At 30.1% G+C, this 24,998-nt stretch carries 27 protein-coding genes; 19 read left to right on the top strand and 8 right to left on the bottom strand.

All coding sequences use genetic code 11. The features are described 5' to 3' along the window. Window positions 1-32: 32 nt before the first annotated feature. Together fabG and fabD are read right to left on the bottom strand one after the other, a co-directional pair. Window positions 33-770 (bottom strand): 3-oxoacyl-[acyl-carrier-protein] reductase, encoded by a 738-nt coding sequence (gene fabG / locus ACTTBO_RS03210; protein WP_440656378.1) that lies wholly within the window; start codon window positions 768-770, stop codon window positions 33-35. Then, window positions 767-1,693: an ACP S-malonyltransferase gene (fabD, locus tag ACTTBO_RS03205; protein ID WP_440656377.1), complete on the bottom strand. Its 927-nt coding sequence runs from the start codon at window positions 1,691-1,693 to the stop codon at window positions 767-769. Before fabD ends, fabG begins: the two co-directional genes overlap by 4 nt. A gap of 87 nt (window positions 1,694-1,780) precedes the next feature. On the opposite strand from fabD, the gene rpsF reads away from it, so the two are divergent. The 12 genes from rpsF (at window position 1,781) to ACTTBO_RS03145 (ending at window position 13,777) form a co-directional block, all read left to right on the top strand. Then, window positions 1,781-2,134, top strand: coding sequence for a 30S ribosomal protein S6 (gene rpsF, locus ACTTBO_RS03200; RefSeq protein ID WP_440656376.1), 354 nt, complete (start codon window positions 1,781-1,783; stop codon window positions 2,132-2,134). Beyond that, window positions 2,134-2,406: a 30S ribosomal protein S18 gene (gene rpsR / locus ACTTBO_RS03195; RefSeq protein ID WP_440652725.1), complete on the top strand. Its 273-nt coding sequence runs from the start codon at window positions 2,134-2,136 to the stop codon at window positions 2,404-2,406. The genes rpsF and rpsR overlap by 1 nt, the downstream gene beginning before the upstream one ends. After that, window positions 2,406-2,864 carry a 50S ribosomal protein L9 gene (gene rplI / locus ACTTBO_RS03190; RefSeq protein ID WP_440652727.1) on the top strand — a complete coding sequence of 153 codons (459 nt, stop codon included), beginning with the start codon at window positions 2,406-2,408 and terminating at the stop codon, window positions 2,862-2,864. The genes rpsR and rplI overlap by 1 nt, the downstream gene beginning before the upstream one ends. A gap of 69 nt (window positions 2,865-2,933) precedes the next feature. Further along, the gene (locus ACTTBO_RS03185; RefSeq protein ID WP_440656375.1) at window positions 2,934-4,352 is read left to right on the top strand and encodes a replicative DNA helicase; all 1,419 of its coding nucleotides are present in this window, start codon (window positions 2,934-2,936) and stop codon (window positions 4,350-4,352) included. 20 nt (window positions 4,353-4,372) lie between these two features. Next, complete coding sequence (locus ACTTBO_RS03180) at window positions 4,373-6,766, top strand: efflux RND transporter permease subunit (protein WP_440656374.1); 2,394 nt, start codon at window positions 4,373-4,375, stop codon at window positions 6,764-6,766. After that, the gene (locus tag ACTTBO_RS03175) at window positions 6,766-7,311 is read left to right on the top strand and encodes a CvpA family protein (RefSeq protein ID WP_440656373.1); all 546 of its coding nucleotides are present in this window, start codon (window positions 6,766-6,768) and stop codon (window positions 7,309-7,311) included. The genes ACTTBO_RS03180 and ACTTBO_RS03175 overlap by 1 nt, the downstream gene beginning before the upstream one ends. After that, entirely contained in the window at window positions 7,265-8,746 is a 1,482-nt protein-coding gene (gene purF, locus ACTTBO_RS03170; RefSeq protein WP_440656372.1) for an amidophosphoribosyltransferase, read from the top strand. The genes ACTTBO_RS03175 and purF overlap by 47 nt, the downstream gene beginning before the upstream one ends. A gap of 3 nt (window positions 8,747-8,749) precedes the next feature. After that, window positions 8,750-9,307 (top strand): HD domain-containing protein, encoded by a 558-nt coding sequence (locus ACTTBO_RS03165; RefSeq protein WP_440656371.1) that lies wholly within the window; start codon window positions 8,750-8,752, stop codon window positions 9,305-9,307. Window positions 9,308-9,336: 29 nt separating this feature from the next. After that, on the top strand, window positions 9,337-10,632 hold the full coding sequence (locus ACTTBO_RS03160; RefSeq protein ID WP_440656370.1) for a glutamate--cysteine ligase: 1,296 nt from the start codon (window positions 9,337-9,339) through the stop codon (window positions 10,630-10,632). Continuing rightward, window positions 10,622-11,545, top strand: a complete 924-nt coding sequence (gene gshB / locus ACTTBO_RS03155; protein ID WP_440656369.1) for a glutathione synthase — start codon at window positions 10,622-10,624, stop codon at window positions 11,543-11,545. The genes ACTTBO_RS03160 and gshB overlap by 11 nt, the downstream gene beginning before the upstream one ends. Continuing rightward, a complete protein-coding gene (locus ACTTBO_RS03150; protein ID WP_440656368.1) occupies window positions 11,542-12,417 on the top strand; it encodes a DMT family transporter in 876 nt (291 codons plus the stop codon). Before gshB ends, ACTTBO_RS03150 begins: the two co-directional genes overlap by 4 nt. 31 nt (window positions 12,418-12,448) lie before the next feature. Then, window positions 12,449-13,777, top strand: coding sequence for an MFS transporter (locus tag ACTTBO_RS03145; RefSeq protein WP_440656367.1), 1,329 nt, complete (start codon window positions 12,449-12,451; stop codon window positions 13,775-13,777). Here ACTTBO_RS03145 and ACTTBO_RS03140 read toward each other — a convergent pair. After that, window positions 13,774-14,547, bottom strand: coding sequence for an MOSC domain-containing protein (locus tag ACTTBO_RS03140; RefSeq protein WP_440656366.1), 774 nt, complete (start codon window positions 14,545-14,547; stop codon window positions 13,774-13,776). The genes ACTTBO_RS03145 and ACTTBO_RS03140 overlap by 4 nt on opposite strands. A gap of 11 nt (window positions 14,548-14,558) precedes the next feature. Here ACTTBO_RS03140 and ACTTBO_RS03135 point away from each other — a divergent pair, with 11 nt between their 5' ends. Genes ACTTBO_RS03135 through ACTTBO_RS03110 form a run of 6 tightly spaced genes read left to right on the top strand, consistent with a single transcriptional unit; the run spans window position 14,559 to window position 19,971 of the window. After that, the gene (locus tag ACTTBO_RS03135) at window positions 14,559-15,383 is read left to right on the top strand and encodes a phytanoyl-CoA dioxygenase family protein (protein WP_440656365.1); all 825 of its coding nucleotides are present in this window, start codon (window positions 14,559-14,561) and stop codon (window positions 15,381-15,383) included. 4 nt (window positions 15,384-15,387) lie between these two features. Further along, on the top strand, window positions 15,388-16,068 hold the full coding sequence (locus tag ACTTBO_RS03130; protein WP_440656364.1) for a formylglycine-generating enzyme family protein: 681 nt from the start codon (window positions 15,388-15,390) through the stop codon (window positions 16,066-16,068). 27 nt (window positions 16,069-16,095) lie between these two features. Next, window positions 16,096-17,106: a Gfo/Idh/MocA family protein gene (locus ACTTBO_RS03125; RefSeq protein ID WP_440656363.1), complete on the top strand. Its 1,011-nt coding sequence runs from the start codon at window positions 16,096-16,098 to the stop codon at window positions 17,104-17,106. Continuing rightward, complete coding sequence (locus tag ACTTBO_RS03120; RefSeq protein ID WP_440656362.1) at window positions 17,103-18,176, top strand: Gfo/Idh/MocA family protein; 1,074 nt, start codon at window positions 17,103-17,105, stop codon at window positions 18,174-18,176. Before ACTTBO_RS03125 ends, ACTTBO_RS03120 begins: the two co-directional genes overlap by 4 nt. Window positions 18,177-18,199: 23 nt before the next feature. Continuing rightward, on the top strand, window positions 18,200-19,129 hold the full coding sequence (locus tag ACTTBO_RS03115; RefSeq protein WP_440656361.1) for a hypothetical protein: 930 nt from the start codon (window positions 18,200-18,202) through the stop codon (window positions 19,127-19,129). Window positions 19,130-19,143: 14 nt separating this feature from the next. Beyond that, window positions 19,144-19,971, top strand: coding sequence for a phytanoyl-CoA dioxygenase family protein (locus ACTTBO_RS03110; RefSeq protein ID WP_440656360.1), 828 nt, complete (start codon window positions 19,144-19,146; stop codon window positions 19,969-19,971). Here ACTTBO_RS03110 and ACTTBO_RS03105 read toward each other — a convergent pair. After that, window positions 19,964-20,434 (bottom strand): GFA family protein, encoded by a 471-nt coding sequence (locus ACTTBO_RS03105; RefSeq protein WP_440656359.1) that lies wholly within the window; start codon window positions 20,432-20,434, stop codon window positions 19,964-19,966. The genes ACTTBO_RS03110 and ACTTBO_RS03105 overlap by 8 nt on opposite strands. A 29-nt stretch (window positions 20,435-20,463) precedes the next feature. Here ACTTBO_RS03105 and ACTTBO_RS03100 point away from each other — a divergent pair, with 29 nt between their 5' ends. After that, complete coding sequence (locus ACTTBO_RS03100; RefSeq protein WP_262589584.1) at window positions 20,464-20,691, top strand: hypothetical protein; 228 nt, start codon at window positions 20,464-20,466, stop codon at window positions 20,689-20,691. Here the strand turns inward: ACTTBO_RS03100 and ACTTBO_RS03095 are convergent. Genes ACTTBO_RS03095 through ACTTBO_RS03080 form a run of 4 tightly spaced genes read right to left on the bottom strand, consistent with a single transcriptional unit; the run spans window position 20,684 to window position 24,986 of the window. Beyond that, window positions 20,684-21,733: a threonine aldolase family protein gene (locus ACTTBO_RS03095; RefSeq protein ID WP_440656358.1), complete on the bottom strand. Its 1,050-nt coding sequence runs from the start codon at window positions 21,731-21,733 to the stop codon at window positions 20,684-20,686. The two genes, ACTTBO_RS03100 and ACTTBO_RS03095, sit on opposite strands and share 8 nt — an antisense overlap. Before the next feature lie 2 nt (window positions 21,734-21,735). Next, the gene (locus tag ACTTBO_RS03090; RefSeq protein WP_440656357.1) at window positions 21,736-22,851 is read right to left on the bottom strand and encodes a serine/threonine protein kinase; all 1,116 of its coding nucleotides are present in this window, start codon (window positions 22,849-22,851) and stop codon (window positions 21,736-21,738) included. Window positions 22,852-22,856: 5 nt separating this feature from the next. Beyond that, entirely contained in the window at window positions 22,857-24,074 is a 1,218-nt protein-coding gene (locus ACTTBO_RS03085; RefSeq protein ID WP_440656356.1) for an aminopeptidase P family protein, read from the bottom strand. 6 nt (window positions 24,075-24,080) lie between these two features. Further along, window positions 24,081-24,986, bottom strand: a complete 906-nt coding sequence (locus ACTTBO_RS03080) for a DMT family transporter (RefSeq protein WP_262589588.1) — start codon at window positions 24,984-24,986, stop codon at window positions 24,081-24,083. Window positions 24,987-24,998: the final 12 nt, after the last annotated feature.

The following is a 24,998-nucleotide window of genomic DNA, read 5'->3' as shown; positions in this document are numbered from 1 at the left end:
ATAATTCGTTAATAGTTTAAAAAGCTGTTTTGTCAAGCCATATACATGCCACCATTAACATGCAAGGTTTCTCCATTTATGTAACTAGATTGATCTGAGCATAAAAAACCTACAGCATTTGCGATATCATCTGGCTCTCCTAGACGTGCTGAAGGTATCTTAGATATTATAGTTTCTTTAAATTTTTCATCTATCTTGTCTGTCATTGCTGTCTTGATAAAGCCAGGTGAAATGCAATTAACATTAATATTTTTTTTTGCATACTCAATTGCTAAACTTTTAGACATTGCCACTATTCCTGCCTTTGATGCTGTATAATTAGCTTGACCTAAATTTCCTGTATGTCCAACAACAGAAGTAATATTTACTATTTTTCCAGATTTATTTTTTAACATTTTTTTTATAGCAAATTTACTCATCAAAAATGTAGAAGTTAAATTAATTTCAATTACCTTTCTCCACTCATCCAAACTCATTCTAATTGCTAGGTTATCTTGAGTAATACCTGCATTATTAACAATACAATCCAAACTACCACCTAGTTCTTTTGTAGCATTTTCTATAAATTCATCAATTTTTTCACTTTGAGATATATCAAATTTTAAAATATTTATTTTTTCAAATTCTTTTTTTAATTCTTTAAGTTTTTCAATTCTTGTTCCTGAAGCTAAAATATTAGCACCACTTTCATATAATTTTTTTACAATAGAATTTCCTATTCCTCCAGATGCACCTGTAACTATTATATTTTTATTTTTTAAATCATTCATATTTTTAAATTTTCAACATCTTCTATACTGTTTATCGTATTAATTTTAACTTCTCTGTTAATTCTTTTTACCAAACCTGACAAAACTTTCCCAGGTCCAATTTCTATAAAATGATCTACGTCATTATTTATCATATTTAAGACACTTTCTCTCCATCTTACTCTATTTTCAATTTGTTTTATTAAAAGTGATTTTAAATCTTCAGAAGTTGAAATGACTTCAGCTGTTACATTTGATATCAACTTATTACTTCCATCAGAAAATAAAATCTTGTTTAATTCTTCTGTCATAATTTCTGTTGCCTTACTCATAAGACTACAGTGAAAAGGAGCACTAACTGGAAGCTTTATATTTTTAATAGAGTTTCCTTTTAATACTTCAATTAATTTTTCTAAATCTTCAGTTTTTCCACTTAAAACTATTTGCCCTTCCGAATTATCATTTGCTATTTGTGCTATAAATTTGGATTCATTATCTTTTAGTATCTTTTCTATTATCTCAACAGTTGATCCAAGAACCGCGACCATACCACCCTCACCCTTTGGCACAGAATTTTGCATAGCATCACCTCTGATTCTTAAAATTTTTAATGTTTCTGCAAAGTTTAAATATCCAGCACAAGATAAAGCAGAATATTCACCTAATGAGTGTCCGGCAAAATACTTTGCTTTATTTAAATCGATATTAAATTCTTTTTTAATAACGTTAAATATAGAATAGCTTATTAAAAAAATTGCTGGTTGGGTGTTTGTTGTTAAATCAAGCTCTTGTTTAGGTCCTTCTAATATTAGCTTTGAAATTGAATAATTTAATGTCTCGTCCGCCTCTTTAAATAGCCCTTTCACAAGATCAAATTTGTCATAAAACTCTTTTCCCATTCCAACTATTTGAGATCCTTGACCTGGAAATAATACTGAAAACATATAAAAATATTACTAATTTTTGTGTTTTTATCTATTGTAATTGAACTTTTATAATAGTATATCCTCACTTTTTATTAAAGAACATAAATGAACTTATACGAACATACTATTATAGCTAGACAAGATACATCTCCAAGTGAGTTAAAGCAGTTAACTGAAAAATATTCTAAAATTGTAGAAAAAAATGAAGGTGAAGTTGTAAAAACTGAAAACTGGGGCCTTCTAAACCTTTCTTATCTAATTAAGAAAAATAAAAAAGGTAGCTACATACACTTTAAAATTAAAGGTAAAGGCAAAGTAGTTGAAGAATTAGAGAAAAACGAATCTATTGATAAAAAATTACTAAGATATCTTACTGTTAGAGTAAAAGAATTTGATTTAGATACTAACTACTTTGGAAAAAAAGAAGATAGTGAAAATAAAGAAAGTGCTAAAAACTAATGCCAAAAAGACAAAGTGGAAATAAAAAAGGAAAGCAAAGTAACTTTGCTAAATTAAGTATTTTTCAGCCAAATAAATATAAATTTAAAAAAACTTGCCCACTTTCAGTAAAAGGTGCTCCTAAAGTTGATTACAAAAATATTAAACTTTTAAAAAGATATGTTTCTGAAAATGGTAAAATTTTACCATCAAGAATTACAAATGTTTCTCAAAAGAAACAAAGAGAATTATCTCTATCAATTAAAAGAGCAAGAAATCTAGCATTATTATAATGAAAGTTATTTTATTAGAAAACGTTAAAAGAATTGGGTCTGTAGGAGAAGTAATAGACGTAAAAAGAGGTTTTGCTAGAAACTTTTTGATTGCTAATAAAAAAGCTCTTTATGCCTCTAAAGAAAACATCAAAGAAGTTGAAAAAATAAAAGCTGATTTATCTAAAAAAGACAATGAGAGAAAACAAGAAGCAGCTAAAATAGCAGAACAAATCAATAATAAAGAATACTCAGTTCAAAAATTAAGTACTGAAAACAATGAACTTTATGGTTCTGTTAAACCAACTGAAATTTCTAAACTTATTCAAGAAGAAAATAAAATTGAAATCAAGCCTTCAATGATACAACCAGTTGAAGAAATTAAATCTTTAGGAAAATTTAAAGTTAAGATTTCTTTACACTCAGAAGTTGATGCTGAAATAATTGTTAATGTTACATCAGCAGATACAATTCAATAATTATACATTCTTTTCAACAGCTAAAAATTAAAATTTAAATACTAAATTTTTTTATATAAATTCATAAATATGGAAAGCAATTTAAGTATTGTTAAAGATAAATTCAAAGAATTACCAAATAATATTGAAGCAGAACAAGCTGTGATTGGGTCGATACTGGTTAGTAACGATATTTTTGATGAAGTTAATACGATTGTTTCTTCTATTAACTTTTATGATCCTATGCACCAAAAGATATTTGAAGCAATCGAAAGTCTTATCTACAAAGGTATGCTCGCTAACCCCATAACTTTGAAAAATTATTTTGAAGATGAAAAAGATGACATCAATGTTCCAGAGTATTTAGTAAAAGTAACTAAATTTTCTACATCTGTAAGACAAGCTGTAGAATATTCAAAAATAATCTATGATATGTTTGTCAGACGTGAATTAATAAAAATTTCAGAAGAAACTATTGATAGTGCAAAATTAAATGACCTTGATACTAGTGGTCAAACTATAATTGAAAATTCTGAACGACAATTATTTGATTTAGCTGAAAAAGGTTCTTTTAACTCTTCTCTAATTAAATTTGATGATGCCATGAAACAAACTATCGAAATGGCTTCAGCTGCATATAAAAATGAAGAAGGAATTGTTGGAGTTCCAACAGGTCTCAGAGATTTGGATGATAAACTAGGAGGTTTGCACCAATCTGATTTGATCATCATTGCAGGTCGTCCTTCAATGGGTAAAACCTCGCTTGCAACAAATATTGCATTCAATGCTGCTCAAAAACTGCAAGATAGTGGCAAAAAGTCTTCTATAGCTTTTTTCTCTTTAGAAATGTCATCTGAACAGCTTTCAACTCGTATTATCTCAGAACAGGCAAGAATTAGTTCTAACGATATAAGAAGGGGAAGAATTTCAGATGATCAATTTGATAAATTTCTAGAAACATCTAAAAATATTGCTGAACTTCCACTCTATATTGATGAAACACCAGCTATTAGCATTGCCGCTTTAAGTAATAGAGCAAGAAGAATTAAAAGACTGTTTGGTTTAGATATGATCGTGGTTGACTATATTCAGTTAATGAGAGGAACAACTTACAATAAAGACGGTAGAGTTCAGGAAATCTCTCAAATTACTCAAGGACTAAAAGCAATTGCAAAAGAACTCGCAGTTCCTGTAGTTGCGCTTTCACAGTTATCAAGACAAGTTGAACAGAGAGATGATCATAAGCCTCAATTAGCAGATTTAAGAGAATCAGGTTCAATTGAACAAGATGCAGATGTTGTAATGTTTGTTTATAGGGAAGGATATTACCTATCAAGAAAAGAACCAAGAGAAGCAACTGTAGAACATGCTGAATGGCAAGCTAAAATGAATGAAGTAGCGCACTTAGCGCAAATTATAATTGGGAAACAACGACACGGTCCAATTGGTAATGTTACACTTGAGTTTGAGGAAAGATTTACAAAATTTAAAGATACTCAAACTAACTAATTTCCAATATAAAAGAGCTAATGTTAGCTCAAATGTATCAAAACTTAGTTTTAAAGAACCCAAAGGCAATATTTATATTACTTGTTATCTCTATTTTAAGTTTTGGTTATTATTCTAAGGATTTTAGACTAGATGCTTCATCAGAAACATTGTTAATTGATGGAGATCCAGATCTTGCATACCTGCAGGAAATTACAGAAAGATATGGTTCGAAGGAATTTTTAGTTCTCACCTATACTCCTAATGAAGGAATGGTTACAGACTCTTCAATAAATAATCTATTGAGCATAAAATATAAAATTCAAAGTTTAGATTGGGTTCATAGTGTTATTACACTTTTAGACATACCTCTTTTAAATAATTCAGACGCACCGCTTCAAGAGAGATTAGAAAGCTTTAAAACTTTAAAAGATGAAGAGGTGGACAGAGAAAGAGGATTTGGTGAAATTTTAAACAGTCCTGTCTTTAGGAATTTTGTAATTAGCGAAGATGGTAAGACAAGTGGGATTATTGTTAACATCAAACAAAATAAAAAATTAGAAGATATTGAAAACAAATCTAGAGAAGAAATTGAAAATTATAAAGATCAAATAAAAAAACAAAATCATCAAAACATTTTAGAGATAAGACAAGTAATTCAAAGTTATGGGGATGTAGGAAAAATTTACTTAGGTGGTATTCCTATGATTGCAGATGACATGATGACTTTTATTAAAAGTGATATCATTGTATTTGGTATTGGAGTTTTATTATTTATTATAGCAACACTTTGGTTTGTATTCAGAAATCTAATTTGGATTGTTGTTCCTATTAGTAGTTGTTTTTTCTCTGTAATTATTATGATGGGTCTGCTTGGATTACTTGGGTGGAAAGTAACTGTTATATCTTCAAACTTTATTGCCTTAATGCTTATTCTTACAATGGCGATGAATATTCATATGAGTACCAGATTTCTTCAGCTTAAAAAAAATTTTCCAACAAAAAATAACTTTGAAATAATTTCCTTAACAACTAGCAAAATGTTTTGGCCTATATTGTATACAGTTTTAACAACAATTTTGGCTTTCTTATCTTTAATCTTTAGTGAAATTAAACCCATTATAGATTTTGGTTGGATGATGACTTTTGGTTTGATTACATCTTTTATAATAACTTTTACTTTGCTCCCTACTCTTTTAAGTTTTACTTCAAATGGAAATGTATCTCTAAAAAAAGAACAAGATTCTAAAATTACATCGATACTTGGTTCAATTTCTTTAAATAACAAATTTACAATTTTTTCTGCAACTGGAATTATAATTGTCTTAAGTGTGGTTGGAATTAGCAAACTTGAGGTTGAAAATAGTTTTATAAATTATTTTGATAAAAACACTGAAATTTACAAAGGAATGAAGCTAATTGATGAGGAACTAGGTGGAACTACTCCTTTAGAAGTTATTTTAAAATTTCCTAAAAAAGAAGAAAAGAAATCTGAAGAAGATGATGAATTTGAAGATTGGGGAGACGAAGAAGATACAAATGATGAAAAATATTGGTTTACTAAAGATAAAATAGATAGAATTGCGTCTGTTCATAATTATTTAGATAGTCTTCCACAGGTTGGTAAAGTTTTATCTTTTTCATCAATTATTGATGTTGCAACACAACTTAATAATAATAATCCACTTGGTACTTTAGAGATGGGAGTATTGTATTCAAAAATACCTGAAAGTATTAAAACAGAAATAATTGATCCTTATCTATCAATAGAAAATAATGAAGCTCGAATAAGTCTTAGAATAATAGACTCTCAAGAAAATTTGAGAAGAAATGACTTAATTAATAAAATTAATTTTGATCTAGAAAATGAATTAGGATTAGAAAAAGATGATTACAAATTAGCAGGAGTGCTAATATTATTTAATAATTTATTACAAAGTTTATTTAAGTCACAAATTTTGACACTTGGTTTGGTTATGATTGGTATTTTCTCAATGTTCATTATTTTATTTAGAAATATAAAACTTTCATTAATAGGTGTTGTTCCAAATTTTATAGCTGCATTCTTTATTTTAGGAATTATTGGATTATTAGGGATACCACTGGATATGATGACTATTACAATTGCTGCAATTACAATCGGAATAGCTGTTGATAATAGTATTCATTATATTTACAGATTCAAAGAAGAATTTAATAAACTTAAAGATTACAATAAAACTTTAAAAACGTGTCACTCAACAGTTGGTGTTGCAATTCTAAATACCTCAATCACAATTGTTTTTGGTTTTTCAATTTTAGTATTGTCTAAATTTATACCAACTATCTATTTTGGAATGTTTACAGGTCTTGCAATGTTGCTTGCAATGATATCGGTGTTAACTTTGCTACCGGCATTAATATTAGTGGTTAAACCATTTGGAAAAGATGCTTAATGGTAGATGCTCTTAAAGATTTTTTTGAAGCATCCTCTATTATTGATTTAATCTATATCGTAATAACCATATGGTCTTTAATTAGTTGTTATAGAAAAGGGTTTGTCTTAAGCATCCTTTCGATGACAAAGTGGCTTCTAGCCTACGTTATCACTCTTATTTTATTTCCACGTATAAAACCTTATGTTGAAGATATAATTGACAACGAATATGTTCTCGATGTTGGACTTGGAATTGCAATATTTATAGTTGTTATCTTTTTAGTCTTATTAGTTAACAAGGGTATCAGTAAAGCTGTGAAATATACTGGTATAGGAAGTTTAGATTCTACTTTTGGATTCTTTTTTGGTTTTGTAAAAGCATATATTGTTTCAGTTTGTATATTTTCAGGAATTCACATAGTTTATAACCATGATAAATGGCCGATTAATTTAGATAAATCATACACCTTTCCATATTTAGAAAAAGGTAGTAATTATCTGATAAAAGAATTCCCTAATGAAAAAACATATCAAGAATCTAAAGAAAAAATTGAAGATATTTAATCCAAAATTAAAAGAAGAGTGTGGAGTATTTGGCATTAGCAATGCTAAAGATGCTTCAGCATTAACAGCATTAGGTTTGCACGCACTACAGCATAGAGGTCAGGAAGGTTGTGGAATAGTTACTTTTGATGGAGAAAAATATTATTCAGAAAAAAGATTTGGCTTAGTTGGTGATAATTTCAATAAAGAAAAAGTTTTAAAAAACCTTAAAGGTAATTATGCTATTGGGCATAATCGATATAGTACTACTGGCAATAATATTTTAAGAAATATTCAGCCTTTCTTTGCGGATACTAACGCGGGTGGAATTGGGGTATCACACAACGGAAACTTAACAAATTCAATATCTTTAAGAAACAAACTCGTAGAAGAAGGAGCAATTTTTTACACTACTTCTGATACAGAGACTATTGTTCAGTTAATTGCTAAATCTAAAAGATCAAAAACAATTGATAAAGTTATTGATGCCATATTCCAAATCCAAGGAGGATATGCTTTGGTAATGATGACCCAAAAATCTTTAATAGGTGTAAGAGATCCATATGGAATTAGACCGTTGATGATTGGAAAATTAGGAAACAGCTACGTGCTAGCGTCTGAAACTTGTGCGTTAGATATTATTGGTGCAAAATTTATTAGAGAAGTTGAGAACGGTGAAATAGTGCTAATTGAAAATGATGAACTAACTAGTATAAAACCCTTCCCTCCTAAAAAAGTAAGACCATGTGTCTTTGAGTATATTTATTTTTCAAGACCAGATAGCTTACTTGACAACAAAACAGCTTATGAACATAGAAAAAATTTAGGAAAAGAACTTGCAAAAGAAAATGATGTTGAAGCAGATATTGTGGTACCTGTACCAGACTCTGGTAATGCAGCGGCCCTTGGTTTTGCTCAACATTTAAAAATGAATTTTGAGCATGGTCTAATTAGAAATCACTATGTTGGAAGAACTTTTATTGAACCAAGCCAACAAATTAGAAGTTTAGGTGTAAAGTTAAAATTAAATGCAAACCAAAGCACAATTAAAGATAAAAAAATTATTCTAATTGATGACTCGTTAGTTAGAGGAACTACGTCGTATAAGATTGTTAAGATGTTATATGATGCAGGTGCAAAAGAAGTTCATGTTAGAATTGCTTGTCCTGAGATCAAATATCCAGATTTTTATGGTGTAGATACTCCAACTAAAAAAGAGTTATTAGCAGCAAATAAAACAAATGATGAAATCTGCGAATACATAGGAGCAAAATCACTTAAATTTTTATCTATTGATGGATTATATAGAGCAATTGGTTTTGACAAAAGAAATGAGGCATATCCTCAATTAACTGACCATTATTTTACTGGTGATTATCCAGTTAAACCTGTTGATGAATTGGGAGATAACAAAATAACTCAACTTTCATTATTAAGTACAGCATCTAATAATTAAAATATGAAAACAGTAAATTTTACTGAAATGAAAAATGGCTCTAAAGAGGATTATGAGCTACTAGAAAAATTTGAAAAAAATTTTGAAAGGCAGACAGCAGATAGAATTATTAATTATTTATCTAAGCAAACTACAACGCTGGAAGGATATAAAATCACAAGATTAGAACATTCTTTACAAGCTGCAACAAGAGCATTTAAAAATAATGAAAATGATGAGATGGTTGTTGCAACATTATTGCATGACATAGGAGATGATCTTGCGCCAATGAATCATTCACAATACGCAGCTTCTATTTTAAGACCTTACGTTTCTGAAAAAACTTATTGGATCATTCTTCATCATGGTCTTTTTCAAACTTATTATAGTGCTCATCACCTAGGTGGTGATAGAAACGCTAGAGACAAATTTAAAGATCATAAGTACTACCAGGACACAATAGATTTTTGCGAAAAATATGATCAATGTTCATTTGATCCTGAATATAAAAGTATGTCTTTAGAGGATTTTACGCCATTAATAAGGAAAATATTCTCAAAAGAACCTTATTATTACCTTTAAATTCATTTATAAATCACTAATTAAAAGCCATGATTAAAACTAAAGATCAAATTGTAGAATATTTTAAGTCAGGGATTAAAGAAACAAAAGACTTTAAAATTGGAATTGAGCACGAAAAATTTTTATTCAACACTAAAGATAATAAAAGAATTGATTACCCAAAAGTAAAAGAAATGTTTACAGCCTTAACTGAGTTTGGTTGGAACCCTGTTTTTGAAAAAGAAAACATTATTGGTCTTAATAAAGGTGGTAAAAATATTACACTAGAACCTGGAAACCAAATTGAATTATCAGGTGAAAAGTTAAACCATATGCATGAAGCATGTGCAGAAGCTCAAGATTATTTATTTGAATTAAAACAAGTAACAAAAAAATTAGATATCAAAATAGTTAGCGCAGGTTTTGATCCTATTTCAAAATTAGAAGATATCCCAAACAATCCTAAGCAACGTTATGAGTTAATGACAAAAGACATGCCACTAGGTGGACAGCTTAGTTTAGATATGATGTATCGAACGTGTGGAACACAATTAAATATTGATTACAATTCAGAAGAAGATTTTATTAAAAAATTTAAATTAGCTAATTCTATTGTTCCAATTTCAATTGCACTTTTTGCAAATTCATCAATAGTTGAAAAAAAGAATAGTAATTATTTATCTTACAGATCTAAAGTATGGCAAAGCACTTCAAGAGGTGGTTTGCCTAAATTATTTTTTGAAAATTTAGATTTTGAAAAATATGCAGAATTTGTAATAAACTTTCCAATTTTATTCATTCAACATAATGATCAATATATTTCAGGAAGAAAATATACATTTAAAGATTTTATGGATGGAAAAATTGAAGAAATAGGAAATAGACTTCCAACTGAATCTGATCTTACAACGCACTTGAGCACAATCTTTACTGAAAATAGATTGAAGAAATATATTGAGCTTAGATCAATGGATACTTGTGGTTGGGATTGCGTATGTGCTGGACCGGCTTTTAATATTGGTATGTTGTATGGAAATTTAGATGAAGCATACAAATTAGTCTCTTCATGGGAAACAGATAAGATTATTAATGCCTATTTAGAAGCTCCTCAAAAAGGATTTAATACTCAATTAATGGGTAAAGACTTATTGTATTGGACTTCTGCTCTTTTGGACATTTCTAGAAAAGGATTAGAGAAAAGGGACATCATTAGTAAAAAAGGAAATAACGAAACTATCTTCTTAAATCATTTACAAAATGTAGTTGATAATAAGACTACAAATGCAGATCATATGATTAGTAAATTTTCAAAAGATGAAAATTTAGAAGAATTATATGACAAATAAAATAGTAGCTATTCAAGGCAATCATCCCTCTACCTTAAACCCTGTAACTGATACTAGTGTTTTTTTAGCTAACGAAATTCAAAATAAATATAAGATTTTTTATTACGATCCAAAAGATCTATCAATAATTAACAAAAAAGTTTTAGCTAAAGGCTTCTTCATAAAGTTTAATTATCAAAACAAAAAATTTTACAAAATCATTAAAGAACAAACTTTAGACCTTGCAAAATGTAAGTTTGTTTTAATCCGTCAAGATCCACCATTTAATTTAGAATATATTTCAACGACTTACATTTTAGATTTCATTAAAAATAAAGTTAAAATAATAAATAATCCAACATCAATAAGAAATATTTCCGAAAAGTTATATTCAGCAAAATATTTAAAATATATGCCTTATACGCTTTTTTCTCAGGATATAAATGAAATCAAAAATTTTATTAAAAAACATAAGAAAGTAATTATAAAACCTATTCATAGTTATAGTGGTAATGATATTCACTTATTAAATAAATTTAATTCAAAACTTATTAATAAATTTATTAAAAAACATGATCATATTATGTGTCAAAAATTTTTACCTAAGATTAATAAAGGAGATAAAAGAGTATTTATAATTAATGGAAAAGTTTGTGGTGCAATTTCTAGAGTTCCAAAAAAGGGATCTTATTTAAGTAATATGAGCAAAGGTGCTAAAGCTGTAAATATAAATTTAACTAAGCAAGAAAATAAAATTTCAAAATTAATTGCGAAAGATTTAAAAAAAGAAAATATATATTTTGCAGGGATTGATTTTATAGATCAAAAATTAAATGGGGACATCAATGTTACTTCTCCTACAGGACTTAAAACTTTTTTTGATTTATCAGGAATAAACTTAGCAAAAACTTTTTGGAAAGAATTAAAAGCGTGAATAATTTAACTGATCAGCAAAAAGGTTCTTTAATGGCTTTTGTTGCAGTGATGTTTATCACTCCTGATAGTTTATTTATTAGACTTTCAAATTTAGATACTTGGGGATTAGTTTTTTATAGAGGTATCATTCCATTTGTAACTGTATTTGTTGGAATGTTGTTTATTTACAGATCAAGTTTTTTTAAATTACTTTATGGAAATTCAATTTATGGTGTTGCTTACATTGTTACATTTTCTATAACCAACATTACTTTTGTACTATCAATTCAAAACACAAATGTTGCAAACACGCTTGTTATGATTGCACTTGCGCCAATGTTGTCAGCTATTTTTGGTGCAATATTTTTAAAAGAAAAACCAGATCGAAACACTTTGGTTGCTATTGCAATTACGTTTTTAAGTGTTCTTTATATATTTTACGACTCGGTAAAATTAGGAAATATTTTTGGTGATATTTTAGGTTTTATTACTGCATGTGGTCTTGCTGCTGGAGCGACAATAATCAGAGCTGGAAAAAGTCTAAACTTAGTTCCGTCAGCTGTGGTTGGTAAACTGGTCGTAGCATTTGTTGCTTTATTCTTTATTGATACGTTTGAGCTAAAAGACAATGATATTTATATCATTCCAGCAATGGGTATTTTGTGTGTAGCTATTCCTTTTGTATTGGTAACACTAGCTCCAAGATACATAACGGGAGCTGAAGTAAATCTATTCTTTCTAATGGAGACAGTTTTGGGACCTATTTGGGTATGGATGGTTATAAAAGAGCAACCGTCGATGGAGACAATTCAAGGAGGAGTGGTGATAATTTTAACTATCGCTATTCACTCATTCTTAGCCATAAAAAAAACACAAACCAAAACTACTTAGCCCGCAATTTATTAATACTTAATATTTAGAAATGCAAAAAGAAGTAAGAAAATCCTGGGCCCTATTTATAGGTATTGGAGTCATGATGATAGCTCACGGTCTGCAAATGCAGTTGATGGGTATTCGATCTGTACTTGAAGACTTCAGCGTTTTTACAACTGGTGTCTTTATGTCTGGTTATTACATTGGATATTTTATTGGGTCTAGAACTACTCCAAATTTTGTATCTAAAGTTGGCCACATTAGAGTGTTTGCGGCTTTTGCATCTCTTGCATCTTTAAGCGCGTTAGTTGCTGTTGTTTATGTAAATCCATTTATGTGGACTATTAGTAGATTTGTAACGGGTATCAGTTTAGTTAGTTGTTATGTTGTTACTGAAAGTTGGTTAAATGATAGAGCAACAAATAAAAACAGAGGTCAATTATTATCAGCATACATGATGGTAATTTATTTTGGTTTAGCACTTGGAATGCTGTTGCTTAATTTAAGTGAACCAAAAGCTTATGAACCCTTTATTCTAGTTTCTATTCTTTTATCAGTTGCACTTGTTCCAATTTTATTAACTAAAAGACCAGCTCCTAAATTCAAAAAAATTGAAACAATTAGTATTAAAGAACTTTATCAGATCTCACCACTTGGAACCTTTAGTTCTTTTTTTACAGGTGTAATCCATGCTGCATTTTTTTCATTAATTTCAGTTTACGCAACACTTGCAAAGCTAACTTTATTTGAAACATCTGTTTTATTATTTATTGCAACAATTGCAGGAGTACTTGGTCAAGGTCCTATAGGATATTTCTCTGATAAGTTTGATAGAAGAAGAGTAATAATTATTACCACACTTGGAAGTTCTGTTTTAGCTTTTTTATCAATTTTAACGTCTAATGATCCAATCCAAAACATTTATTACATGGATGAATTTAGTTTTAGAAAAATTATATTTTTTATAGCAGTTGGACTTTATTCAAGTTTGTGTCTTCCATTATTTTCTCTTAACCTTGCGCATACGAATGACTTTGTACCAAAGTCTAAATTCGTTGCTGCTGGTGGTGGACTACAATTAATCTTTGGATTAGGGGCTATAAGTGGTCCTATTTTATGTTCGCTATTTATGGGTTGGTTTGGATTAAATGGATTTTTTGGATTTTTAATTATAGTTCATGCTTTAATTGGTGCATTTGGCTTATATAGAATGAGAGTAAGAGAAACTGTCGACAATCCAGATTCTACATTTACACCTGTTCCTGCAACCATCACACCTGCTGGATTAGAATTAGACCCAGATACGCCAGAAACATTGGATAATACAGCTACAAATGAAACAAAAAATGTTTTTGAAGAACCTAGTTCAACAAATTAAATTATAATTTTATCCTCAATAGATACTTCACCATCCTCTAGAGGAATTAAATATACTCCAAGATCCATGTGATCATAAAATTCTTTAAGTTTCTGAGGAAGATTAAAAGTTATGTCACTTGATTTAGGTTTCAAATTAGTTGCTGAGCATCTTGGAATATGGTCGTCAACTTTAAAGGCTACTCCATTAATGTTGATAGATTTACCTATCCACCCTCTCTCTTCCCAAGCATCTAAACCACTTATATAGAAGTTTCCTCTAAACCTTTGATATTCAACTTCTTCACCCATGTTTTTTTCAAAGTCTTTAATACTGTTGTGATTTATCAAAGATATTGAGTTCATTATCTCTCCCCCACTATTTGTATCAAAAAAAGGGTTTTGGTTATTCTTTAATAGAAATACTGGTCCTTTAACTTGGTTATCTAAATTTAATACTTCTTGTTCTATTAAACTTACTTCTTCAGGATTGTTAGGATTGATAGAAATTAATTTTTTTTGATCATCAAATAATTCGAGATTTCCTTCATTAAATTCAAATGAATATTTGTTAAGTATAGGTGTATTTTTTAAAGTAAGAAAATTTATTAATTTTCTATCACCAGGCTCCTGCTCCATCTTTTGAGCCTTTCCACTATCTAATAATCTTGAGAACGCAAACAAACGATCATTAATAATTCCTATATTTTTTTTAATCTCACATTTATTAATTTTTTGAAACGAGATTGATTTTACTGGTGAAAAATAAATAGAGGATATGCTAATATTCATTCCAAAAACATATGGCTAATTTAAATTCAAATCAACTTAAAGAATACCAAGATCAAGGTTACTTAGCACCAATTGATATTTTATCAAAAGAAGAAGCTAAAGAAGCAAGGGATGAAATTGAATTAATAGAAAAAGAAATGCCTGATGAAATTGATAAATCTGAAAGATACAATGCTCATTTAATTTCTCCAAAACTAGATGCCATAGTTCATAATTCAAAACTATTGGATGCTGTAGAAAGTATTATTGGAAAAAATATTTTAGTATGTGGAACAACTTTGTTTATAAAAAATCCTAATCAACAAGGTTTTGTAAGTTATCATCAGGATGCAAAATATATTGGTTTAGAACCTCATAATTGGGTTACCGCTTGGGTAGCTTTAACAGATTCAAATGAAGAAAATGGTTGTATGAAAATGTGGCCTAAATCACATATAGAAATCAAAGATCATGATGAAAAATTTAATGAAGGAAATTTATTAACAAGAGGTCAAACAGTTAATGATGTTCCAGATGATGAAGTAAAGTCTGTTGAGCTTGTTGCAGGTCAAATGTCATTACACCACCCAAGAATAGTTCATGGATCAGGAATAAACAAAAGTAATTACAGAAGAATTGGTTTTGTAATCCAAAGTTATATTGGCACTAATGTTAAACAATTATTAGGCAAAAATAGTGTTCAATTAGCAAGAGGTGTTGATGAATTTCATCACCATGAGATAATTCAAAGACCAAAATCGTTGATGAACAAAGAAGATTTATTAATTAAAAAAAGAGAAAATCAATATCTACAAGATATTTTTTACAAAGGATCAGATAAAAAAGGAAACTACTAATTAAATGAAGAAATTAATTATTTTGAGTTTATTTTTGTTTTCTAAAACATTTGCTTTTGAAAATCCCAAAATTGATTTTGGCAATTTTTCTTTAAATAAATATGAAATCACTATTCAAGAATTTAAAAATTATGCCAAAAAAAATAATTTAATCACTGAAGCAGAGAAAACTGGTGGTGGATATGAATGGGGTGCTGGTTGGGAAAAAAGAGCTGGTTGGACATATAAAACTCCATACGGCGAAAATCCTGATAGTGAATTAGAACCAGCGGTACATGTTAGTAGATACGAAGCTGAAGATTACTGTAAATCAATAGATGGTAGACTGCCCTCTTTTGATGAATGGTCTTACGCTGCATATCAGCAAGTATTTAATTCTTCAGAGTTTGAAAAAGGCAAAGTCTATAAATACCCAAGCGGTGATGAAGCTAAAAATATGAACTCTCAAGGACTATTAAATTATGACAAACATATTGATGTAACTAAATTACCAGAAGGAATTAATGGTTTAGTTGCAATGGGAGGAAATGTTTGGGAATGGATAGATGATCAAAAAAATGATAATTCATTAACAGCTGGTGCATCGTGGTGGTATGGAGGTTCTAAGACTTCTAAAAGCGGAGCGCAATACAAACCATCTAATTTTTATGCAATTTATGTTGGTTTTAGATGTGCTTTTGATTAAAATTTTATTTTAAAATTAAATCTTCAAATGAAAAATAATTTAAAATTGGGAGTAATAGGTATCGATCATGGTCATATCTTTGACATGTTGGATGAAATGTTAAAAGAAGGATGTACGTGTAATCATTTTTGGACAGAAGGTGATCCATTAACTTTAAATGAATTTAATTCAAAATATCCAAATATTAAAAGAAAAGAAAATAAGGAAGAAATATTAAATGATCCATCTATTGATATGATTTTAATATCTTCTATTCCTAAAGATAGAGCTCATAATTCAATAGAAGCTTTAAGAGCTGGAAAAGATGTGATGGTCGATAAACCTGGTTGTACTACCTTAGATCAATTAAAAGAGCTTAAAGAAACAGTAAAAGAAACTGGAAAAATATGGTCTGTTAATTTTTCAGAAAGATTTCATGTAGCAGCTGTTGCAAAAGCTGAGGAATTAGTAAAAAAGGGAAAAATTGGTAAAGTAAAACAAACGATTGGAACTGGTCCACACAGACAAGGCAACTATGAAAGACCTGATTGGTTTTATGATCGAGAAAGTTATGGTGGAATAATTACTGATATAGGCTCACATCAAATTCATCAGTTTTTAGTATTTACAAATTCAAATGAAGCAAAAATTAATCATGCTCTTGTAGAAAACACTACTAAAAAGGAAAAGCTTGGTTTTCAAGATTTTGGAGAGGTTAATCTAACTGGTAATGGTGGACACGGCTACGTTAGATTAGATTGGTTTACTCCAGATGCACTTCCGACATGGGGAGATGGAAGATTATTAATCCTTGGTGATAAAGGATATATTGAAATAAGAAAATATACAGATTTAGCAAAATCAGAAAAAGGTAATCATTTATATTTAGCTAATAATGAAGAGGTAAAATATATCGATTGTTCTGATGTTAAGCTCCTCTACTTTAGAAATTTAATTAATGATGTAATCAATAGAACTGAAACTGCTTGCTCGCAGGAATTAACTTATCTTTCAATGGAACTTGCAATAAAAGCACAATTACAAGCTGAAACAAAATGAACAAATATCAAGTAGCAATTATTGGAACTAACATAGGTGCTATGCACTATGAAGATTTTCAAAAAGTTAAAGAAAGATTTTATGTGCATACTTTATGTGGGCTTACAAGAGAAGCAATTGATAATATTTTATCAAATGACACGGAAACACAAGTATCACTCAACTTTGATGAAGTATTAAAAGTAAAAGAAATAGATATAATTGATATATGTCTTCCGCCCCACTTACATTTTTCAGCTTGTAAAAAAGCAATGGAAGCTGGAAAGCATGTAATTTGTGAAAAGCCATTAGTATCAAGTCTTAAAGAAGTAGATCAATTAGAAAAGATCAGTAAAGAAACAGGTAAAATTATTTTTCCAGTTTTCCAATATCGATATGGTCTAGGATTTTCAAAATTAAAAGCATTAATAAAATCTGGTTTAGCAGGAAAACCTTTGGTTGCTTCTTTAGAAACTCATTGGAATAGAGGGAAAGATTATTATTCAAAACCTTGGAGAGGAACTTGGGAAGGTGAACAAGGAGGAGCCATACTAAGTCATTCAATACACATTCATGACTTAGTGAGTATGATCTTAGGTCCAGTTTCAAATGTATTTGCTAAATTATCAACAAGAGTAAATGATATTGAAGTTGAAGATTGTGCAGCTTTATCAATTGAAATGGAAAATGGGACTTTAGTTACAAGCTCAATTACACTTGGAGCTGCAAACGATACCAGCAGACTTCGATTTTGTTTTGATGGATTAACAGCAGAGTCTGGCGCATCTCCAGATAAACCATACAATCCAGCGGATGATGAATGGCATTTCTTACCAAGATCCCCTGTTACTCAAGCTAAAATAGATGAGGTGTTATCAAAAGTAGAAGAGCCTCAATCTTGGTATGCAGGTATGTTTGATGAAATTGCAAACAAATTAGATGGATCTACTAGTGATGAGGTAACTTTATCAGATGCTAGAAAATCTTTAGAATTTGTTACCGCTGTTTATGATTCTTCCAGACAAAATAAAAACATCAAACTTCCAATAGATAAAGATAATCCACTTTATAATTCTTGGTTACCAAAATAAATTAGTATATATTTTTAGTTGTTATGAAGAAAATAATTTTATTCTTTTCTTTAATATTTTTTTTAAATAATTCTTTTGCTGAGACTTTAAATTATAAAGATTTAGATAAACTATCAAAAATTAATTCTTTTGTGGATGAAAAAGGTAAATCTTATCCAATAGAAAATATTCAAAATAAAAAAAATTCTATTGTTATAATTTACAATCACGGAAGCACAAATGATCACAAGAAAGACTCCTGCAAAAAAAATCCATCTCCAGGATATATTTGGCAAGGTGCAGTTGTCCCTGCAATTTTAACACTTCACAATCAAACTATTAAAGATAACAAAATTTTAATCTACAGAGTTTGTTCTGGTGTAAAAGGCATGTCTCTAAAAAACCAAAAAAAATACAAAAAACAATTAAAAGAAAATGGCAAAATTGAATTAGTTGATGAATTCAAAAATTTAAAAAGACAAAAAATAATTTTAAATGAAGTAGAGAAATTATTAAGTTTAGGTTTTGAAAATATTATACTTTCTGGATATTCGGCTGGAGCTTGGGCTTCTTTAAATCTTCAATCTAGATTTCCTGAAAAGATTAAAGGAACAATTGCTATTAATCCTGCATTTGCTGGAAAAATGCATGAGTGGAAAAAAAAGTATCCTGAGTGGGGAGCTTTTAGAAAAACACAGATAGACATTATGATTAATTCTCAAACTTTAAATGCTATCGTGTTCGCTCACAATAAAGATAAATTTGAAGACCAGGAAACATTGTCTTTTTTAAAGAATTTTAAAGAATTGAATTTTGTTGATTATAGCGACCTAAAACCAACCAGCTGTACATGGGCTGATGTAGATAGAAAAATGGAGAGTGACAAAGGTCATAATATTCCACAATCAACTTGTTTCACAAAATATGTTGAAAAAAACAACTATTTTATAAATTATATTGAAACTCTATTTTAAAAAGTGATTAACTGATGATTAATTTTGAGCTCTCTGAGAGTTTAATTGAAGAATTTAATAATAATGGTTTTTTGATTTTAGATAACTTTTTAGATTTAAATTACATAGACGATCTTAGAAATAAATTTGAGCCTTTATTTAAAGGTAATTTTGAAACAGGAGTTGAGCCAGATGAATGGAACTGGAAATTTGGTAAAGATCCTGAAGATGTTACTCGTCAAATCTGTAATGCTTGGAAGGCAGATCATTTAATAAAAAAAGTAGTTTGTCATGAAATAATAGGTGAAGTTTGTTCTCGTTTAATGAACTGGCAAGGTGCAAGATTGGTTCAGGATAATGTTTTATGGAAACCACCTGGAGGAAAAACCTTAGGATTTCATCAAGATGCTGCTTATGATGATTGGCTTATTCCACAAACAATGATGACTTGTTGGATGTCATTAGATGACACTTCAAAAGAAACTGGAACATTAGAGTATATTAAAGGCTCTCATAAATGGGGTCTTCAACCTCCTAAAGGAGAATTTCACTCCCCCGAAGATTATAAAAAAGAATTAAATATTTTTGCTGAAAAAAATAATAAACAAATAGAAGTCGCTTATGTAGAGGTGCCAGCTGGTGGTGTTTCATTTCACCATGGCTTTACCTGGCATGGATCAGGAATAAATACTTCAAACAATAACCGAAGAGCAATTGTTTCTCATTGTGTTCCAAGTAATGCTAAGTTTCATCCAACAAATGAAGGTGGAACCGCTAAAACTTATAAAAAATATAAAAAAGAAAATAGTGATTTATTAGATGAAGAATACTTTCCTCTATTGTGGGAAAGTAATTCTATTTAGATCCATCAAACCTATCTTCATCCTTTTTGGTTGGATTGTAAGTAGGTGATGTTTCAAATTGTTCTTCACATTTAATATCAATATAAGGTGCTTTTGATCTTGTGAAAATTTCACCTGATACCCCAAACCAAAAACTTGGTGGATCAAATGTTGCGGCAGCAATAGCTGTTAAACCTTTTAAAGCAGGTGCTGATATAGTCCAATAAACACTGGTTCCACATTTTTTACAAAAATTTGTTTCAAAAGTATTTCCACTCTCTGTTACAAATTTATATTGATTATAATTTTGTGAATGATGTTTTACATTTTCTTCTTTAAACCAAGCACCGACACCAAAAGGACTTCCTGATCTTAGTTGACAATATCTACAGTGGCAAACTCTAGCTCTTTCTGGATTACCAATTGTTTCATATCTGTTTTCTCCACAAGCACAGCCACCTTGATGAATTTCTTTATCTGTCATAATTAAAGACTATAATATTTTTAAATAATATGAACAAAGAAAACGCAAGTAAACTCTGGAAAATTATTCAGGAAGCTGGTGATTATTTGGTGGGACAATTACCGGACCATCCAAATCATCCTAAAGGAAGAAACCCCTATGCTCATGTTGCTATTTGTGTAAAGAGCAAATTCAATGCAAGTTACAAAGACATTCCTGATGAACAATTTGATGAAGTTATAAAGTATATTGAATTTTTAAAAGAGAATCCTAGTTAGCTTTAATAGTATTTAACAATTCATCAACATCACTATCTTTAGTGTTCCAAGCAGCAACTAATCTTACAGCTTTTCCGTCTAATTCTTCTTCATTCATTTTGTAACCATTTGAGTTTAGGTGTTCTATTTTTTCTCTTGGAAATTTTGCAAAAACTTCATTTGCCTCAGTTGGATAAGCAATTTCAATATCATTATGTTTTGATAAACCATCACTTAACTTTTTACCCATTGCATTAGCATGCTTTGCGTTTCTCAACCAAACATCATTTGAAATATAAGCATCAAGTTGTGCAGAGACAAAACGCATTTTAGATAACAAGTGCCCTGCTCTTTTCATTAAAAAAGCAATGTCCCCTACTAATTCTTTCTTAAAAAATATAATTGCTTCAGCAGCTAAACATCCATTTTTAGTTGCTCCAAATGACAATACATCTACGCCTGATTTCCAAGTCATTTCAGCAGGAGTTGCACCTAAAGATACCAATGCATTAGCAAATCTAGCACCATCCATATGTAAATTTAGATTATGTTTGTGAGTTATCTCTGCAATTTTTTTGATTTCATCTAATTGATAAACTTCCCCTGTTTCACATACTTGAGTGATACTGACTGATGAAGGTTGGGTGTGATGAACAATTCCTTTTCCACCTATCGATTGGTGTAATTCTTCTGCAGTTATTTTTCCCATTATTCCAGTTAAAGGAATTAATTTTCCACCTCCTGTATAAAATTCAGGGGCACCACATTCATCCGTATTAATGTGAGACATCTTATGGCAATAAATATTTCCATATGATGGTGTCATGGTTGATAAAGCTAAAGCATTTGCAGCTGTTCCTGAAGCAGTTGGAAAAACAATTACTTCTTTTTCAAATATTTCAGAAAACTTATCTTGTAACTCTGTTGATAAAGGATCGTTTCCGTAAGGAGTGCTATCTCCTTCATTTGCTTTAATGATTGCCTCTAATACTTCAGGACAAGCACCCGCAACATTATCGGAGGCGAATTTAACTCGCTCTCTTTTTGTTTTAATTTTTGCCATTTTTATTGTTTTGGAAAATAATCTTTTAGTTCTCCTTCACGGTATACATCTGCTGTACAACAATGAAGTCCTCCACCAAATGCATAAGCATCTCTAAGCTCTACTGGTATTACTTCCATTCCTAATTTATCTAATTGTTCAGCTTGATAAATTTCACTTTTCTCAACACAAACTGTTTTAGGATCTAAAACTAAAACATTCATTGATAACCATGTTGAAGAATAACAAAGTGGTGGTGGTTCGTTATGAGCTGGTTGAGCGCTATCAACAATTTCCCATCCATTATCTTCAAAAAGTTTTCTTTGTTCCTTAGGAAGTCTTCTTTGGGGATTGTTGATAATTAAACCTTCTTTTATTGGGGTGAAGGTTGCATCAATGTGAATAGGATATGGATCTCCTGGGAAATTTACTGCGTGAACTCTGTGATCTTTATAATGTCTTTTTAGCCAATCAATACCTTTTAAGTTAGTTGTAAATCCATGTTGCACAACCAAATCTTTTCCAAATCTCAATACATCTGCTGCATCAAATAATGGCTCTTCTTCAGTAGTTACAAAATATTTTTTTTCAGTCCACTCTAATCTTTTTTGAACCCCAATTTTATCTGATAGATAATCTTTTCTATAATCTGCATCTGTTAGTCTTGGCTTTGGAGCAGACTCGTGTCTCATGTTAGGATCTTGATTGTAATAGTCTTTAAGAAGTGGTCGATAACATAAATATTCAAACCAACGACATCTGTAACTCATTGTTGCTTCTAAAATTTCATTACCCACAGTTAACAAAACATCTCTTGGAGGCATACAACCAAACATAGTCTCTGCTTCCCAATCTGGTGTTGATGTCTTTTGATTAAAATCAATTGGTGTTGGTCTATCAACGTTAATGCCTCTTTTTTGAAGCATGTTTGAAAAGTTGTCTAATAATTCATTTGCTTTATCGACTGTGTCTTTAGTTCGTGGACCAAACTGTCCTCGCATATCACTATCTTCAGGAACTTTTGCATCTAATGCTGGCTCTGGTGCTGGAATACACGTACCATCCGCTCTTCCAACAATTACATGTTTTAACGGATCCCACTCATTCCAACTATTAACTATAGTTTTATTCTCTCTCATAAAGATTAGTTTTTTATAATATTATGCTCAGGCCCGAAAGGAAATTTTGTAATATTTTCTGCTCCATCTTTACCTATTACTAAAATATCGTGTTCTCTATATCCACCCGCACCAGGATTACCTTCTGGGATCATGATCATTGGCTCCATAGAAACGACCATATTTTCCTCAAGAACAGTATCAATATCTTCTCTTAATTCTAAACCAGCTTCTCTTCCATAAAAGTGAGAAAGCATACCAAACGAATGACCATAACCAAATGTTCGGTACTGAAGGTAACCAAGTTCAGCAAATAATTCATTTAGCTCATGACAAATGTCTGAACATTTAACACCAGGTTTAATTAATTCTAATCCTCGCCTATGAACTTTTACGTTTGCTTCCCAAGCTTTAAGGGAAGCATCATCTGCATGATCCAAAAACAAAGTTCTTTCCAATGCAGTGTAGTAACCTGAGATCATTGGAAAAGTATTTAAAGATAAAATATCTCCTTTAACTAATTTTCTATTAGTCTTTGGATTGTGAGCTCCATCTGTATTGATACCAGATTGAAACCATACCCAGGTGTCCATGTACTCTGCACCTGGATAACTTTTAACAATCTCCCTTTCCATTCTATCTCTTGCTGCTATTGCTACTTCGATCTCCGTGTTATCTTCTCTAATATTTTTAGCTATTTCTTCACCACCAATGTCTGCAATCCTTGCACCATTTCGAATGATCTCAATTTCTTCATCAGATTTAATCATTCTAAGTTTCATTAGATCTTTTGAAACATCACTAAAAACAGAGAAAGTAAAAATAGATCCTATTTTTTCTCTCATATCTAAAGTGACATGATCATTTTCAATTCCAATGTTTTTTGGAGGCTCATCTCTTCCAATAATTGATACAATTGCTCTTAGAAAATTATCTCTTTTCCAATCAGTATAAATAACATTATCACAATGCGATCTACGCCATGGTTGGCTTGCATCAATATTAGATGAAATTGTTGAAATTTTATCTTGAGTAATGACACATCCGTATGGTCTTCCAAAAGAACAATAAATAAAACCTGTGTAATATGCAACGTTATGCATAGATGTTAAAATAATCATATTAAGACCATTATTTTCCATCACTGATCTAAGTTTACTTACTCGATCGTTATACTCTTTATCTGTAAATGGTAATTTTACTTTTTCACCATTTTTAAGTTCAAAAAAATCTGGTCGTTCCATAATAATTTAATTTAATGCTATGTAGCGTTTATTCCATCTCATAATTAAACTGTAGTAGAATAAAGATACAAACAGAAAAAAACCTCCAATAATTGTATTTGTTGATGGGACTTCATTAATTCCTAAAATTGGTAACCAAACCCAAAATATTCCACCCACAACTTCTGTTAAAGATAACAATGTTAACTCAGCAGCTGGAATAGCTTTTGAACCAATTGAATATAAAATTAATCCTGAACAAACTAAAAATCCATGAAGTGAAAATAAAGAGCTATTATAACTCGTAGCAAAGAATGCTTGTCCAGTAGACAAAATCATAATTGATGCGAACACAAAACAAAAGAAACCAGCAAAAGCAACTGTTGTAAATTTAGGAGTTTCCTTTCTCCATCTTAGCGAAACTGAAAATACTGAAAAACCTATTGAAGAAGTAAGTCCAAATACAAAACCAATTAAAGATTTCTCACCAGTATTACCAATTGCCATTATCAATATACCAGCTGAAGCAATTATAATTGATATCCAAACATTGAGTGAAATTCGCTCTCTAAGAAATAAAAATGCTAAAAGTGCAGTAAAGAAAGGCATTGCAGCCAAACAAAGTAAAGTAACAGCAGCACTGGTGTTTGTTATAGAATAAATAAACGTGATCATTGCAACTCCAAGACCTGAACCGCCGACTATCCCTGATAATCCTATTTTATAGTAATTTTTGTAAAAGTTTTTTCCCTCTTCAAAATATAAGTAGAGATTAAGTAGAATAAAAATAGTTAAACCTCTTCCAAATATATACTGCCAAGGAACAAGATTGGGACTATCCATATATCTTACAACTAATGGTCCAAATGACCATAATATGCCAGCAAACAATACGATAGGAACAGCAAGTTTTGGATTTCTTAACTCTAACATTTGTAGAAATCT

The organism is Candidatus Pelagibacter sp. HIMB1509 (assembly GCF_052047855.1).
Classification (GTDB): domain Bacteria; phylum Pseudomonadota; class Alphaproteobacteria; order Pelagibacterales; family Pelagibacteraceae; genus Pelagibacter.
The sequence above is the reverse complement of the archived record's forward strand: the minus strand, read 5'-3'. Positions and strand labels throughout refer to the sequence as shown.

Excerpts from the sequence above, each read along its gene's own strand:
- fabG (WP_440656378.1), bottom strand. The coding sequence starts at position 770 with ATGAATGATTTAAAAAATAAAAATATAATAGTTACAGGTGCATCTGGA.
- fabD (WP_440656377.1), bottom strand. The coding sequence starts at position 1,693 with ATGTTTTCAGTATTATTTCCAGGTCAAGGATCTCAAATAGTTGGAATG.
- rpsF (WP_440656376.1), top strand. The coding sequence starts at position 1,781 with ATGAACTTATACGAACATACTATTATAGCTAGACAAGATACATCTCCA.
- rpsR (WP_440652725.1), top strand. The coding sequence starts at position 2,134 with ATGCCAAAAAGACAAAGTGGAAATAAAAAAGGAAAGCAAAGTAACTTT.
- rplI (WP_440652727.1), top strand. The coding sequence starts at position 2,406 with ATGAAAGTTATTTTATTAGAAAACGTTAAAAGAATTGGGTCTGTAGGA.
- ACTTBO_RS03185 (WP_440656375.1), top strand. The coding sequence starts at position 2,934 with ATGGAAAGCAATTTAAGTATTGTTAAAGATAAATTCAAAGAATTACCA.
- ACTTBO_RS03180 (WP_440656374.1), top strand. The coding sequence starts at position 4,373 with ATGTTAGCTCAAATGTATCAAAACTTAGTTTTAAAGAACCCAAAGGCA.
- ACTTBO_RS03175 (WP_440656373.1), top strand. The coding sequence starts at position 6,766 with ATGGTAGATGCTCTTAAAGATTTTTTTGAAGCATCCTCTATTATTGAT.
- purF (WP_440656372.1), top strand. The coding sequence starts at position 7,265 with ATGAAAAAACATATCAAGAATCTAAAGAAAAAATTGAAGATATTTAAT.
- ACTTBO_RS03165 (WP_440656371.1), top strand. The coding sequence starts at position 8,750 with ATGAAAACAGTAAATTTTACTGAAATGAAAAATGGCTCTAAAGAGGAT.
- ACTTBO_RS03160 (WP_440656370.1), top strand. The coding sequence starts at position 9,337 with ATGATTAAAACTAAAGATCAAATTGTAGAATATTTTAAGTCAGGGATT.
- gshB (WP_440656369.1), top strand. The coding sequence starts at position 10,622 with ATGACAAATAAAATAGTAGCTATTCAAGGCAATCATCCCTCTACCTTA.
- ACTTBO_RS03145 (WP_440656367.1), top strand. The coding sequence starts at position 12,449 with ATGCAAAAAGAAGTAAGAAAATCCTGGGCCCTATTTATAGGTATTGGA.
- ACTTBO_RS03140 (WP_440656366.1), bottom strand. The coding sequence starts at position 14,547 with ATGAATATTAGCATATCCTCTATTTATTTTTCACCAGTAAAATCAATC.
- ACTTBO_RS03135 (WP_440656365.1), top strand. The coding sequence starts at position 14,559 with ATGGCTAATTTAAATTCAAATCAACTTAAAGAATACCAAGATCAAGGT.
- ACTTBO_RS03130 (WP_440656364.1), top strand. The coding sequence starts at position 15,388 with ATGAAGAAATTAATTATTTTGAGTTTATTTTTGTTTTCTAAAACATTT.
- ACTTBO_RS03125 (WP_440656363.1), top strand. The coding sequence starts at position 16,096 with ATGAAAAATAATTTAAAATTGGGAGTAATAGGTATCGATCATGGTCAT.
- ACTTBO_RS03120 (WP_440656362.1), top strand. The coding sequence starts at position 17,103 with ATGAACAAATATCAAGTAGCAATTATTGGAACTAACATAGGTGCTATG.
- ACTTBO_RS03115 (WP_440656361.1), top strand. The coding sequence starts at position 18,200 with ATGAAGAAAATAATTTTATTCTTTTCTTTAATATTTTTTTTAAATAAT.
- ACTTBO_RS03110 (WP_440656360.1), top strand. The coding sequence starts at position 19,144 with ATGATTAATTTTGAGCTCTCTGAGAGTTTAATTGAAGAATTTAATAAT.
- ACTTBO_RS03105 (WP_440656359.1), bottom strand. The coding sequence starts at position 20,434 with ATGACAGATAAAGAAATTCATCAAGGTGGCTGTGCTTGTGGAGAAAAC.
- ACTTBO_RS03100 (WP_262589584.1), top strand. The coding sequence starts at position 20,464 with ATGAACAAAGAAAACGCAAGTAAACTCTGGAAAATTATTCAGGAAGCT.
- ACTTBO_RS03095 (WP_440656358.1), bottom strand. The coding sequence starts at position 21,733 with ATGGCAAAAATTAAAACAAAAAGAGAGCGAGTTAAATTCGCCTCCGAT.
- ACTTBO_RS03090 (WP_440656357.1), bottom strand. The coding sequence starts at position 22,851 with ATGAGAGAGAATAAAACTATAGTTAATAGTTGGAATGAGTGGGATCCG.
- ACTTBO_RS03085 (WP_440656356.1), bottom strand. The coding sequence starts at position 24,074 with ATGGAACGACCAGATTTTTTTGAACTTAAAAATGGTGAAAAAGTAAAA.
- ACTTBO_RS03080 (WP_262589588.1), bottom strand. The coding sequence starts at position 24,986 with ATGTTAGAGTTAAGAAATCCAAAACTTGCTGTTCCTATCGTATTGTTT.